Here is a 12,913-nt window from a genome sequence, read left to right as displayed (position 1 = left end):
CGGCCCGGCCGCCGTCACGTCAGTCAGACCGGGACCCAGTCGTTTCCGGGCCGTGTGAGCATCCACCACGGCCCCGCTACAAGGAGTTAAAAAGTGGCACGCGTCAAGCGGGCAGTCAACGCCCACAAGAAGCGCCGGGCGATCCTCGAGCAGGCCTCCGGCTACCGCGGTCAGCGTTCGCGCCTGTACCGCAAGGCCAAGGAGCAGGTCACCCACTCGCTGGTCTACAACTACAACGACCGCAAGAAGCGCAAGGGCGACTTCCGTCAGCTGTGGATCCAGCGCATCAACGCCGCTGCCCGCGCCAACGGCATGACCTACAACCGCTTCATCCAGGGTCTGAAGGCCGCCAACGTCGAGGTGGACCGCAAGATCCTCGCGGAGCTGGCCGTCAACGACGCCACCGCGTTCGCGGCGCTGATCGAGGTCGCGCAGAAGGCGCTCCCCGCGGACGTGAACGCGCCGAAGGCCGCGTGACGTCTGCCGGTGACCACCGGCTGTGACACCCCGGACCCGCAGGCCTGACGGCCTGCGGGTCCGGACGTGTGTGGGGCCCCGGCCCCACGACCCCCGCGTGCCGCGCCGGGGACGCCTCCGGCCGACGCCCGCACCGCGGGACGCCACGCGCCTGGGACGCCCGCGGCCGACGGCCCGCCCACGGGACGCACGTTCCACGGGCGCCCCCGTCCACGGGACGCACGTTCCACGGACGCCCCGCCCGCAGGACGCCCGCGCACGGACGTCCCGCACGGGTGCCGTGCACGGATGCCGCGCACGGACGTCCTGTACGGATGCCGCGCACGGTCGCCCTGTACGGGTGCCGTGCGCGGTCGCCCTGCAGGGATCCTGTGCGCGGGTGCCCTGTACAGGATGCCGCGCACGGACGTCCTGTACGGATGCCGCGCACGGTCGCCCTGCACGGGTGCCGCGCACGGTCGCCCTGCACGGTCGCCGCGCACGGACGTCCTATACGGACCCCGCGCACGGACGCCCTGCACGGGTGCCGCGCACGGACCCCGCGCACGGTCGCCCTGCAGGGATCCTGTGCGCGGGCGCCCTGTACGGAGGCCGTGTACGGGCCCCGTGTACCGGCGCCCTGTACGGAGGCCGTGTGCGGGCGCCGTGTACCGGTGCCCGTGGCTCGCGTGGGTGGGGTTCCGTGTCCGACCCGTGTCGGCGCACGCGGCTCCCTCCCCGCGAGGGCGCCTTCCGACCGATGCCCGAGTTCCGCCGCCCGCCCCCACCGAAGGTGAGTCCATGCCCTCCGCAGCCCCCGAGCTGATCTCCCCGCGTTCCCCTCGCGTCGGCGCCGCCCGACGGCTGGCGAAGCGGAACTTCCGGAGCAAGGAGCGGCTCTTCCTCGCCGAGGGCCCGCAGGCGGTCCGCGAGGCCGCGGCCCACCGGGGACCCGGCGGATCCGGCGGAACCGGCGGCACGCCCACCCTCACCGAGCTGTTCGCCACGCCCGAGGCCGCCGACCGCTACCCCGACATCGTCGGCGACGCCCGCGCGGCCGGCGCCCGCGTGCACCTGGCGGACGAGCAGGTGATCGCCGACATCTCCACCACGGTCACCCCGCAGGGCCTGGTCGGCGTCTGCCGCTTCCTGGACACGCCGTTCGAGGAGATCCTCCGCTCCCGGCCCAAGCTGGTCGCCGTGCTCGCCAACGTCCGCGACCCCGGCAACGCCGGTACCGTGCTGCGCTGCGCCGACGCGGCCGGCGCCGAGGCCGTGGTGCTCACCGACGCGTCCGTGGACCTCTACAACCCCAAGGCCGTCCGCGCCTCCGTCGGCTCCCACTTCCACCTGCCGGTCGCGGTCGGCGTGCCCGTCGAGCGGGCCGTCGCCGGGCTCAAGGAGGCCGGGGTCACCGTGCTCGCCGCCGACGGCGCCGGCACCCACGACCTGGACCACGAGCTGGACACCGGTTCCATGGGCGGCCCCACCGCCTGGGTCTTCGGCAACGAGGCGTGGGGCCTGCCGGAGGAGACCCGCGCACTCGCCGACGCCGTGGTGCGCGTGCCGATCCACGGCAGGGCCGAGAGCCTCAACCTCGCCACCGCCGCCGCCGTGTGCCTCTACGCCTCCGCCCGTGCACAGCGCGCCGCCGGAGGGTGCCGCTCCGTCACCGGCAGCTAGTAGGGTGACTGCCTCGGGGGCCCTCCCAACAGGCAGAGGCGGGTACGGGGATGAGCGTCGGCACCAGTACGTCGAAGGGCACGCCGTCCGGCACGGCGCCGGGCGCGCCGCGCCCGCGCGGCAACGCGCCCGGCCCTCCGATGGCCGCCCCCGACGTCCTGCCGCCGGACGGCGCCGTGCGCCCCGACGACCTGCCGGACGGCCTGGTCGTCGCCGACGAACGCGGCCGGGTGGTCTGCTTCAACGCCGCCGCCGAACGCATCACCGCCACCCCCGCCCAGGAGGCCCTCGGGCTCTCCCTGGAGCGCGCCCTGCCGCTGGAGGACCTGGACGGCCGCCGCTGGTGGCGGCTCACCGACCCCTACGGCGGCCTCGCCACCCGCACCCGCCAGCCGGAACGCAACCTGCTGCTGCCCGGCGGCCGTGAGGTCCTGGTCTCCGCCCGCTACGTGCGCGAACGCCCCGGCGGCCCGGTGCGCCGGGTGGTGGTGTGCCTGCGCGACACCGAGGCCCGCCGCCGCACCGAGCGCAGCCACGCCGAGCTGATCGCCACCGTCGCCCACGAACTGCGCTCGCCGCTGACCTCGGTGAAGGGGTTCACGGCCACCCTGCTCGCCAAGTGGGAACGCTTCACCGACGACCAGAAGCGGCTGATGCTGGAGACCGTGGACGCGGACGCGGACCGGGTCACCCGCCTGATCGCCGAGCTCCTCGACATCTCCCGCATCGACTCCGGCCGCCTGGAGCTGCGCCGCCAGCCCGTCGACATCGCCGCCGCCGTGGACCGCCACATCCAGGCGTACGTCGCGGCCGGTCAGAGCCCCGACCGGTTCCGGCTGGACGTCGAGCGGCCGCTGCCCGATCTGTGGGCCGACCCCGACAAGGTCGACCAGGTGCTCGGCAACCTGCTGGAAAACGCCGTGCGCCACGGCGGCGGGACTGTCACCATCGAGATCACGGCCCAGGCCTCGCCCCGCGAGGGGGTGGAGGCCGCCACGTCGGTCACCGTGAGCGACGAGGGCCCCGGCATCCCGGAGGAGTCCATGAACCGCGTCTTCACCCGCTTCTGGCGGGGCAGCAAGCGCGGCGGCACCGGCCTGGGGCTCTACATCGTCAAGGGCATCGTCGAAGCCCACTCCGGCGTCATCACGGTCGGGCGGGCCGCCTCGGGCGGCGCCCAGTTCCGATTTACCCTGCCCGTGGGCACCCCGGCGCACCTCCTCTGAGGGACCTCCTCCGGAGATCCGGGCGCCGGACCGCGGCCCACGGGCGCATCCGCACATACCCGCCCCGTTAGACTCGGCCCTTGGCACCTTGGTGTCCCCGCCTTCTGGGACACGGCCGCCGGGACACGCCGCCCCACCGGGACGGCGGCCGGGACAGCCGTCCAAGCGGGGCCACTCCAGCCAGCCAATCGGAAGAGCACGGGAAGAGATGTCGGCACCGAATAAGTCGTACGACCCGGTCGAGGTCGAGGCGTTGAAACCGGAAAACATCGAGCGCATGCGGGACGAGGCGCTCGCCGCCTTCGCCGCCGCCGACTCGCTCGAAGCCCTCCAGGAGGCGAAGACCGCCCACGCCGGCGGTACGTCGCCGCTGGCTCTCGCCAACCGCGAGATCGGCGCCCTGCCGCCGCAGGCCAAGGCCGAGGCGGGCAAGCGCGTGGGCCAGGCCCGCGGCGCCGTCAACAAGGCGCTCGCCACCCGCCAGGCGGAACTGGAGGCCGAGCGCGACGCCCGTGTCCTGGTCGAGGAGTCGGTGGACGTCACCCTCCCCCACGACCGCGTCCCGGCCGGCGCCCGCCACCCGCTCACCACCATGATGGAGCGCGTCGCGGACGTCTTCGTGGCCATGGGCTACGAGATCGCCGAGGGCCCCGAGGTCGAGGCGGAGTGGTTCAACTTCGACGCCCTGAACTTCGGCCCGGACCACCCGGCCCGGCAGATGCAGGACACCTTCTTCGTCCACGGCCCCGAGGGCACCGGAGGCGCCGAGGGCGAGTCCGGCGTCGTGCTGCGCACCCACACCTCCCCGGTGCAGGCGCGCGCCCTGCTCGACCGCGAGCCGCCGGTCTACGTGGTCTGCCCGGGCCGCGTCTACCGGACCGACGAGCTGGACGCCACCCACACCCCGGTCTTCCACCAGATCGAGCTCCTCGCCGTCGACGAGGGCCTGACCATGGCGGACCTCAAGGGCACCCTGGACCACATGGTGCAGGCGCTGTTCGGCGCGGACATGAAGACCCGGCTGCGGCCGAACTTCTTCCCGTTCACCGAGCCCTCCGCCGAGATGGACATGCTCTGCTACGTCTGCAAGGGCGAGTCCGTCGGCAACCCCGACCGCCCCTGTCGCACCTGCTCCAGCGAGGGCTGGATCGAGCTCGGCGGCTGCGGCATGGTCAACCCGCGGGTCCTCATCTCCTGCGGCGTCGACCCGGAGAAGTACAGCGGCTTCGCCTTCGGGTTCGGCATCGAGCGGATGCTGATGTTCCGCCACAACGTCGAAGACATGCGAGACATGGTCGAGGGTGACGTCCGGTTCACCCGGCCGTTCGGGATGGAGATCTGATGCGGGTCCCGCTTTCTTGGCTGCGGGAGTACGTCGACCTGCCGGCGACTCAGACCGGGCGCGACGTCCAGGCCAAGCTCATTTCGGCCGGTCTGGAGGTCGAGACCGTCGAGCAGCTCGGCGCCGACCTCAAGGGCCCCCTGGTCGTCGGCCAGGTGCTGACCATCGAGGAGCTGGAGGGCTTCAAGAAGCCGATCCGCTTCTGCACCGTCGACGTCGGCCAGGCCAACGGCACCGGTGAGCCCCAGGAGATCGTCTGCGGCGCCCGGAACTTCTCCGTCGGCGACAAGGTCGTCGTGGTCCTCCCCGGCGCCACGCTGCCCGGCGGCTTCCACATCGCCGCCCGCAAGACGTACGGCAAGACCTCCCACGGCATGATCTGCTCCAGCGACGAGCTGGGCATGGGCGACGACGGCACCAAGGGCATCATCGTCCTGCCGCCGGAGCACGAGGTCGGCACCGACGCCATCGAGCTGCTCGAGCTGGTCGACGAGGTCCTCGACATCGCCGTCACCCCTGACCGGGGCTACTGCCTGTCGATGCGCGGCGTGGCCCGCGAGGCCGCCACCGCCTACGGCCTGCCGCTGCGCGACCCGGCGCTGCTGGACGTGCCCGCGCCCAACGCGTTCGGCTACCCCGTCCAGATCACCGACCCGCGCGGCTGCGACCGGTTCACGGCCCGCACCGTCACCGGCATCGCCCCGGGCACCCGGTCCCCGATCTGGCTGCAGCGCCGCCTCCAGAAGGCCGGCATGCGCCCGATCTCGCTGGCCGTCGACATCACCAACTACGTGATGCTGGAGCTCGGCCAGCCGTTGCACGCCTACGACCGCACCCTGGTCCAGGGCGCCATCGGCGTGCGCCGCGCCGAGAAGGGCGAGAAGCTCACCACCCTCGACGGCGTGACCCGCACCCTCGACGCCGAGGACCTGGTCATCGTCGACGACCGCGGGCCCATCGGCCTCGCGGGCGTCATGGGCGGCGCCAACACCGAGATCGGCGACGGCCGCGAGAGCCACACCACCGAGGTGGTGATCGAGGCCGCGCACTTCGACCCGATCGCCATCGCCCGCACCGCGCGCCGGCACAAGCTGTCCAGCGAGGCCTCCCGCCGCTTCGAGCGCGGCGTCGACCCGCTGGCCGCCTCCGCCGCCGCGCAGCGCACCGTCGACCTGCTGGTCCTCCTGGCCGGCGGCAGCGCCGACGCGGGCGTCACCGAGGTCGTCGCGCCCTCCGCCCCGGCTACCATCACCATCCCCGCCGACCACCCCGACAAGGTGGCGGGCATGGCGTACGGCCGCGAGACCGTGGTCCGCCGCCTGCAGGAGATCGGCTGCGACGTCTACGGGCAGGACGAGCTGGTCGTCACCGTGCCGTCCTGGCGGCCCGACCTGACCGACCCCAACGACCTCGCCGAGGAGGTCATCCGGCTCGAGGGCTACGAGAACCTGCCCTCCACGCTGCCGCGGCCCCCGGCCGGACGCGGACTCACCCCGCGCCAGCGGCTGCACCGCCGCGTCGGGCGCGCGCTGGCCGCCGCCGGCTACGTCGAGGCGCCGAACTACCCGTTCCTCGGTACCCAGGTCCTCGACCAGCTCGGCGTGCCCGCGGACGACCCGCGGCGCACCCTGGTCACCCTCGTCAACCCGCTCTCCGACGAGGAGCCGGCGCTGCGCACCACGCTGCTGCCGGGCCTGCTCGGCGCGCTGCGGCGCAACGACGGCCGCGGCTCGCACGATCTGGCGCTCTTCGAGACGGGTCTGGTCTTCCACCCGAAGGCCGAGCGCTCCGTCCCCGGCACGCCGCCGGTGCACCGCCGTCCCACCGGCGAGGAGCTCGCGGACCTGCAGGCGGCGCTCCCCGAGCAGCCGAAGCACGCCGCGGTCGTCCTGGCGGGCGCCCGGGAGCAGGCCGGCTGGTGGGGCACGGGCCGGCCGTCCGACTGGGCCGACGCCGTCGAGGCGGCCCGGATCCTCGCCCGTGAGGCCGGGACCGAGCTGATCGTCCGCAAGGGCCAGTACGAGCCCTGGCACCCGGGCCGCTGCGCCGAACTGGTCGTGGTGGAGGGCGGCGAGGAACGCGTCATCGGCCACGCCGGAGAGCTGCACCCCGGCGCGCTGAAGACGCTGGGCCTGCCGCCCCGGACCTCCGCCATGGAGATCGACCTGGACGCGCTGGAGCGCGCCTCGGCCGGCCCGGTGGCCGCGCCGCGGATCTCCTCGATGCCGGTCGCCACGCAGGACGTGGCGCTCGTCGTCGACCAGGCGGTCCCGGCCGCCGAGGTCGAGGCGGCGCTGCGCGAGGGCGCGGGCGAACTGCTGGAGGCCATCCGGCTGTTCGACGTCTACCGCAACGAGGAGCAGCTCGGCGACGGCCGCAAGTCGCTCGCCTACGCGCTGCGGTTCCGCGCCGCCGACCGCACGCTCACCGCGGACGAGGCCTCGGCCGCGCGCGACGCCGCGGTGGCCACGGCGGCCGAGCGCTTCGGCGCGGTGCTGCGCGGGGCGTAGTCTCCGCCGGTCCCGGCACCCGGCCGGCCGCGGGCCCGTCCTCCAGCTCGGAGGGCGGGCCCGCGGCGTTTCCCAGGGAAGGGAGACGGCGGGCCGGCGTCGGTGGCGTGAGGGGGGAGACGGCGGCCCGCCGAGGAACCAGGGAACCGGCCGCCTCCGGCGTGGCGGAAGCGCGCGTACCGGGCCGGATGTGGCGTTCCGTTCGCACCCCGTGTGAATCGGGACCCACTACCCTGGCGGAACCGAGGCACCGGAGGGCACCCCACATGACCCCGAGACAGCCCAACACCCTGCTGGACGCGCTCCTCGACGAGGCGGGCGTCTCCCACGCCGGCCTGGCCACCCGGGTGAACGCCGCCGGCCGGGCCCGCGGGCTCGAACTGCGCTACGAACACACGGCGGTGGCCCGCTGGCTGAAGGGGCAGCGGCCCCGCGGCCAGGTCCCCGACCTGATCTGCGAGGTGCTCTCCGCTCGCCTGCGCCGCCCCGTCACCCTGGACGACATCGGGCTCGGCGTGCCCGGCGCGCCCGCCTCCCCGCACGCCGGCTCGCTGTCCGGCTTCGTCGACCGCGCCACCGCGCTGTGGCGCTCCGACGAGCTCCAGCGGCCGCACGTCCTCGGCGCGCCCGCCGTCACCGGCACCCCCGCCGTGATGCCGGTGTGGGAGTGGGAGAACCCGCCCGAGGACACCGACGTCTCCCGCGGCGGCCACCTGCGCGTCTCCCCCGACGACATCGAGATGCTGCGTGCCGCCCGCACCCACTACGAGCACATGTACCGCAAGGCCGGGGGAGTGGCGACCCGCGCCCGGGTCGTCGGCTTCCTCAACAACGAGGCCGCGCCGCTGCTGCGGGGCAGCTACCCGGACGCCACCGGGCGCCAACTCCACCGCGTCACCGGTGCGTTGGTGGCCGTCGCGGGGATCTGCGCCTACGACTCGGACGCCCAGGGGCTCGCCCAGCGGTACTTCCACCAGGCGCTGCGGCTGGCGAAGGCCAGCGGGGACCGGGGGCTCGGCGCGTACGTGATCGCGCTGCTGGTCAACCAGGCGCTGTTCATGCGGGAGTTCCGCCAGGCGGTGGCCTTCGCGGAGGCCGCGTTACGCACGGCCGGGAAGCACATCACCCCGGCCCTCGCCTCCGACCTCTACGCCATGCAGGCCAAGGCGTACGCGCACCTCGGCGACGGTACCGGAGCCCTCTCCTGCATCCGGCGGGCCGAGGAGGCCGCCGAACGCATCCACCGCGGCCACGAGCCGGACGAGACCGGCTATGTCCAGCCCGGTCTGGTCAACGTGCAGGTGGCGGAGGCGCTGCTCAGTCTCGGCGACCTGACGGCCGCGCGGGAGCACGCCGAGGCCGCCGTCGGCACCCCGGCGCACGACCGGGGCCGGGTGCACCGGCTGGCCATGCTCAGCCAGATCGAGCTGCGGCGCGGCGACGCGGACAAGGCGGTGGTCACCGCGGTCGAAATGGCCCGGCTCGCACGGGGGATGGAGTCCCAGCGGCTGCGGGACCGGCTCCGCACGGTGCGCGAGCACCTGCTGCGCAGCGACTGCGCGGGCACCGGCGAGGCGGCCGAACTCATCGACCTGGCGCTGCGGGTGCCGTTCCCCTAGGCATTCCTCTGCCCCGCGGGCGGCTCCGCGCACGCCGTGATGCGCCCCTGTCGCCCCTGCTGCGGGGCGCCGTCCTGCTGCGATATTGCCACTCACTCGTCGGATACCGTCGAAAGGTGGCAGAAAGATGCAGTGGGCGAAACTGAGCGAACAGCCGGTGTATGGGAACCGCTGGTTCGACGTGAAGCTGGCGGACGTCCGGCTGCCGGACGGAAGGCACCTGGACCACTACCTGATCCGGATGCGGCCGGTCGCCGTGGCCACGATCGTCAACGAGGCGGACGAGGCGCTGCTGCTCTGGCGGCACCGGTTCATCACCGACAGCTGGGGGTGGGAACTGGCCGCCGGGGTGGTGGAGGAGGGCGAGGACCTGGCCGTCGCGGCGGCGCGGGAACTGGAGGAGGAGACGGGGTGGCGGCCCGGGCCGCTGCGCCACCTGCTGAGCGTCGAGCCCAGCAACGGGCTCACGGACGCGCGGCACCACGTCTACTGGGCCGACAGCGGTGAGTTCGCGGGGGAACCGGTCGACGCCTTCGAGTCCGAGCGGCGGGAGTGGGTCCCGCTGAAGGTCGTCCCCGACCTGATCGCCCGGGGGGAGGTCCCCGGCGCGAACATGGCCGCGGCGCTGCTCCTCCTCCACCACCTCCGTCTCGGCCACGACGCCACCTCCTGACGCCGCCCCGCGTCGACGCCGCCCCCGCCCCGGCGGACCCGGAACGGGGGCGGCGGGCAGCGGGGGCCGCGGAGGCTGCGGGGCTGCGCGGCGGGGGCGGGCGTGGGCGTGGGGGTGGGGGGAGTGGGGTCAGTGGGGGAAGGTCTGCCAGGCGGTGAGGGCCAGGGCGGCGACGGAGGCGAGGGTGGCCACGGCGCGCAGTGGCCAGCGGTTGCGTTCCAGCGCCGTCACCCTCGCGGCGAGCGCCTCCAGCTCTCCGGCCGCCTCCTCGGCCCGGTGGTCGAGCAGCGCCAGCCCGCCGTCGACGCGGGCCTGTGCCACGTCGCAGCGGCGGCGCAGTTCGGCCACCTCCTTGTGCACCACCGGCGGTTCGGGGGTGGTGTTCACGGTCTCGCTCCTCTCTCGAGTCGTACCGGCAAGCCAACAGCGCCGGGCGACCGAGCGGGAGAGTGTGCGCCTGGCATATGCACGCCCTCGGCTCACACGGTGTGTGAAACGCGGTCACCCACCGTCACCGTGACGGATCACCACCACCGGGCACGCCGCGTGCTGCACGCAGTGCTGGGACACGGACCCCAGCAGCAGCCCCGAGAAGCCGCCGAGTCCCCGCGCGCCGACCGCCAGGAGCTCCGCACCCCGGGAGGCGTCGATCAGCACGCCGGCCGCCGTGCCGTAGCGCACCTCGGAGCGGATCGCCACCGGCGGCCGCGGTCCCACCGTCGCGGCGACGGCCTCCTCGAGCTCGTCCAGCGCGCGGGCCTGGAGCGCCGCCTCGTCGCTGCTCGGCGGGGGGAGCCAGCCCAGGCTGCCGTGGAAGTGCGGGAAGTCCCACGCGCTCAGCGCCTCGACCACGCCGCCGGTGTACCCCGCCTGGCGCACCGCCCATCGCAGCGCCTCCTTGGAGGCGTCCGAACCGTCGACCCCGACCACGATGCGGCCCGGCCCGTCCTGCTGGTCAGTCATGGCTCCTCCTCGACCGGGCGGCGGGCGCCACCGCGGCGTCTGTCATATCGTCGCAAACAGTACATACCGGAAGGCGGCGTGGAAGGGGTAGGCCGACCCGGCCTGGACATCATGGAACTTGCGTTTCTTCAGCCTCTGTACGAGAGCGAAGGCCCCGTGGTCTCCGTCCACCTGGACACCACGCGTTCCTCGCACGACGCCGACAAGCAGATCGAACTGCGCTGGCGCTCCGCGCGCCGGACGCTGGCCGAGCAGGGGGCGGACGAGGAGACCCTCGCCGCCCTCGACGAGGTGGTCGGCGGCGTCGCCGAGGTGCCCGGCCCGCAGGGCGAGGCGCTGTTCGCCGCCGGCGGCCGGGTCCTGGGCGCCTTCACCCTCGCCGAGCCTCCCGCCGCGGACAGCGCCCGGGTGCTGCCGGTCCCCGACCCGCTGGGGCTCGCCCTCGACCGCGACCACCAGCTCCCGCACGTGGTGGTCGCCGTCGACCGTGAGGGCGGAGACGTGTACGCCTACCCGGCCGCGGCCCACGAGGCGTCCCACCAGCGCACCTTCAACGGCAGCACGCTCCACATCACCCGCGTGAAGGCGGGCCAAGAGGCGCAGAAGTCCTACCACCGCCGCTCGGTCCAGGTCTGGTCGGAGAACACCGGGCAGGCGGCCGACGGGGTACGGGAGGCGGCGGCCGACGTGGACGCCGCGGTCGTCCTGGTGGCGGGCGACCCCAAGGCGATCGGACTGCTGCGCGAGCACCTGGCCGACCGGCCGCCCTCCGGGAAGGTCGTCTACGTCGAGGGCGGCCGGTCCGACTCCTCGGCGCGGGAGTCCCTGCGGGAGAGCGCCGACGAGGCGATCCGGGAGGCCATGACGGCCAGCCACCGCGAGGTGCTGGACCGGCTGGAGGCCGAGACGGCCGGCGGCCGCGCCCTCCAGGGCATCCCCGCCGTGCAGCAGGCCCTGTCCGAGGGGCGGGTGGAGACGCTGCTGCTCTCCGCCGACCGGGCGAACGACCCCGACCTCTACGCCTCCCGCACCGACCCCCAGGTCCTCGGCACCGACCCGGCCGAACTCGGCGACGCCTCGTCCCTGTTCACGGCCCCGGCGGGAACCCTGCTGCTGCGCGCGGCCGTGCTGAGCGGGGCGAACTTCACCGAACTGCTGCCTCCGGCCACCGCCACCGACGGGGTCGCCGCGCTGCTGCGGTACTGACGGCGCGTCCGGGCCCGGGGGCCGCGCCCACGGGCCCGGACGGTGACGACATCACGCCTTCACGCCGTCACACAGTCACGCCGTCACATGAAGAGGACGCTGGAGGCCGCGGGCACGTCCAGGGACCCGGCCCGCCGCGGCACGCCGTCCTCGTCGAGGTCGAACCAGGTGACGTCCCCCGAGCGCTCGTTGGCCGCGTAGAGCCGCCTGCCCGACGGATCCAGCACCAGGTCCCGCGGCCAGGTTCCGCCGCACGGCACCGAGGTGAGGACCTCCAGCCGCTCGCCCTCCTCGTCCACCGAGAGCACCACGACGGTGTCCGTGCCGCGCACCGCCGCCCACAGCCGCCGGCCGTCGTGCGAGATCACCGGGGCCGACGGCTGGACGGGGACGTCGGAGCCGTCCGGGAAGAGCGGGAACTCCGCCACCGGCCGCAGCTCGCCCGAGGCGCCGTCCCAGCGGCACACCGTGACCACGGGCCGCAGCTCGCCGAGGACGTAGGCGTGCGTGCCCCGCGGGTGGAGCACCAGGTGGCGCGGGCCCGTGCCCGGCGGCAGCGGCACCGAGGCGTGCAGGCGCAGTCCGCCGCTCGCCGCGTCCAGCTCGCAGACCCGCACCGCGTCGGTGCCGAGGTCGACGCCCAGCACCCAGCGCCCCGACGGGTCCGGCACCACCTGGTGCGCGTGCGGGCCCTCCTGCCGCTCCGGGTCCGGCCCCGTCCCCTCGTTGCCCAGCACGCCGCTGGGCGTCCCCGGCACGCCGTCGGCGCCCAGCGGCAGCGCGGTGACGCTGCCCGAGCCGTAGTTGGCGGTCACGACATGGCCCGCCACCACGGCGAGGTGCGTCGGGTCGGCGCCCTCCACCGGCACCGGCGTGCCGAGCGGCTCGGGCGCGGGCCCGGCGACGTCGAACGCGGCCACCGCCCCCTCGGACCGCTCGGAGACGCAGTAGAGGACCGGTCCGCCGCCGGTCCGCCGCCCGAGGGCGAGGTAGGACGGGTCGGGCACGGAGTCGACGACCGCCGTCGGGGTCAGCGATCCCGTGGCGGGGTCCACCGTCGCCTGGACGATCCCCCGTCCGCCGCTCGACGTGAAGGAACCGATGAAGGCCCGAGGGGCCGCTGTGCTCGTCATGCCGGTCAGCCTAGGAGCCGCACGTCCGGGCCGCCCGCGCGTCCACCCGCCGGGATGCCACGAACGCACCAACGACCACGGGGACCGTTTGCGGCCCGCCCG

The 12,913-nt window shown here is 74.5% G+C and carries 11 protein-coding genes; 8 read left to right on the top strand and 3 right to left on the bottom strand.

Features of this window, described 5'->3' with window-relative positions:
- Nucleotides 1–93 precede the first annotated feature (93 nt).
- From rplT to ACWD3O_RS12420, 7 genes are all read left to right on the top strand, one after another.
- Nucleotides 94–477 carry a 50S ribosomal protein L20 gene (gene rplT, locus ACWD3O_RS12450; protein WP_151774738.1) on the top strand — a complete coding sequence of 128 codons (384 nt, stop codon included), beginning with the start codon at nt 94–96 and terminating at the stop codon, nt 475–477.
- 780 nt (nt 478–1,257) lie between these two features.
- The gene (locus ACWD3O_RS12445; RefSeq protein ID WP_451415801.1) at nt 1,258–2,139 is read left to right on the top strand and encodes a TrmH family RNA methyltransferase; all 882 of its coding nucleotides are present in this window, start codon (nt 1,258–1,260) and stop codon (nt 2,137–2,139) included.
- A 50-nt stretch (nt 2,140–2,189) separates the two neighbouring features.
- On the top strand, nt 2,190–3,365 hold the full coding sequence (locus ACWD3O_RS12440; RefSeq protein WP_451415800.1) for an ATP-binding protein: 1,176 nt from the start codon (nt 2,190–2,192) through the stop codon (nt 3,363–3,365).
- A gap of 208 nt (nt 3,366–3,573) precedes the next feature.
- On the top strand, nt 3,574–4,707 hold the full coding sequence (gene pheS, locus ACWD3O_RS12435) for a phenylalanine--tRNA ligase subunit alpha (protein ID WP_451411051.1): 1,134 nt from the start codon (nt 3,574–3,576) through the stop codon (nt 4,705–4,707).
- The gene (gene pheT / locus ACWD3O_RS12430; RefSeq protein WP_451415799.1) at nt 4,707–7,217 is read left to right on the top strand and encodes a phenylalanine--tRNA ligase subunit beta; all 2,511 of its coding nucleotides are present in this window, start codon (nt 4,707–4,709) and stop codon (nt 7,215–7,217) included. Before pheS ends, pheT begins: the two co-directional genes overlap by 1 nt.
- Before the next feature lie 266 nt (nt 7,218–7,483).
- The gene (locus tag ACWD3O_RS12425; RefSeq protein WP_451411049.1) at nt 7,484–8,836 is read left to right on the top strand and encodes a transcriptional regulator; all 1,353 of its coding nucleotides are present in this window, start codon (nt 7,484–7,486) and stop codon (nt 8,834–8,836) included.
- Between the two features lie 127 nt (nt 8,837–8,963).
- Nucleotides 8,964–9,509, top strand: a complete 546-nt coding sequence (locus ACWD3O_RS12420) for an NUDIX hydrolase (protein WP_451411048.1) — start codon at nt 8,964–8,966, stop codon at nt 9,507–9,509.
- A gap of 129 nt (nt 9,510–9,638) precedes the next feature.
- Here ACWD3O_RS12420 and ACWD3O_RS12415 read toward each other — a convergent pair whose 3' ends face one another.
- Both ACWD3O_RS12415 and ACWD3O_RS12410 read right to left on the bottom strand, forming a co-directional pair.
- Nucleotides 9,639–9,896: a hypothetical protein gene (locus ACWD3O_RS12415; RefSeq protein WP_451411047.1), complete on the bottom strand. Its 258-nt coding sequence runs from the start codon at nt 9,894–9,896 to the stop codon at nt 9,639–9,641.
- Nucleotides 9,897–10,010: 114 nt separating this feature from the next.
- Entirely contained in the window at nt 10,011–10,472 is a 462-nt protein-coding gene (locus ACWD3O_RS12410) for a universal stress protein (RefSeq protein ID WP_451411046.1), read from the bottom strand.
- 111 nt (nt 10,473–10,583) lie between these two features.
- On the opposite strand from ACWD3O_RS12410, the gene ACWD3O_RS12405 reads away from it, so the two are divergent.
- Nucleotides 10,584–11,678, top strand: coding sequence for a baeRF2 domain-containing protein (locus ACWD3O_RS12405; RefSeq protein ID WP_451415798.1), 1,095 nt, complete (start codon nt 10,584–10,586; stop codon nt 11,676–11,678).
- 83 nt (nt 11,679–11,761) lie between these two features.
- Here ACWD3O_RS12405 and ACWD3O_RS12400 read toward each other — a convergent pair whose 3' ends face one another.
- Entirely contained in the window at nt 11,762–12,811 is a 1,050-nt protein-coding gene (locus ACWD3O_RS12400; RefSeq protein WP_451415797.1) for a lactonase family protein, read from the bottom strand.
- Between the last annotated feature and the right edge of the window lie 102 nt (nt 12,812–12,913).

This window comes from Streptomyces sp. NPDC002640 (assembly GCF_053592575.1).
Note: the sequence above shows the minus strand (reverse complement) of the source record. Positions and strands in the feature narration are given on the sequence as shown.

Coding starts and splice junctions, on each gene's coding strand:
- ACWD3O_RS12445 (WP_451415801.1), top strand. CDS start 1,258: ATGCCCTCCGCAGCCCCCGAGCTGATCTCCCCGCGTTCCCCTCGCGTC.
- pheS (WP_451411051.1), top strand. CDS start 3,574: ATGTCGGCACCGAATAAGTCGTACGACCCGGTCGAGGTCGAGGCGTTG.
- ACWD3O_RS12410 (WP_451411046.1), bottom strand. CDS start 10,472: ATGACTGACCAGCAGGACGGGCCGGGCCGCATCGTGGTCGGGGTCGAC.
- ACWD3O_RS12400 (WP_451415797.1), bottom strand. CDS start 12,811: ATGACGAGCACAGCGGCCCCTCGGGCCTTCATCGGTTCCTTCACGTCG.
- ACWD3O_RS12420 (WP_451411048.1), top strand. CDS start 8,964: ATGCAGTGGGCGAAACTGAGCGAACAGCCGGTGTATGGGAACCGCTGG.
- pheT (WP_451415799.1), top strand. CDS start 4,707: ATGCGGGTCCCGCTTTCTTGGCTGCGGGAGTACGTCGACCTGCCGGCG.
- ACWD3O_RS12425 (WP_451411049.1), top strand. CDS start 7,484: ATGACCCCGAGACAGCCCAACACCCTGCTGGACGCGCTCCTCGACGAG.
- ACWD3O_RS12440 (WP_451415800.1), top strand. CDS start 2,190: ATGAGCGTCGGCACCAGTACGTCGAAGGGCACGCCGTCCGGCACGGCG.
- ACWD3O_RS12405 (WP_451415798.1), top strand. CDS start 10,584: ATGGAACTTGCGTTTCTTCAGCCTCTGTACGAGAGCGAAGGCCCCGTG.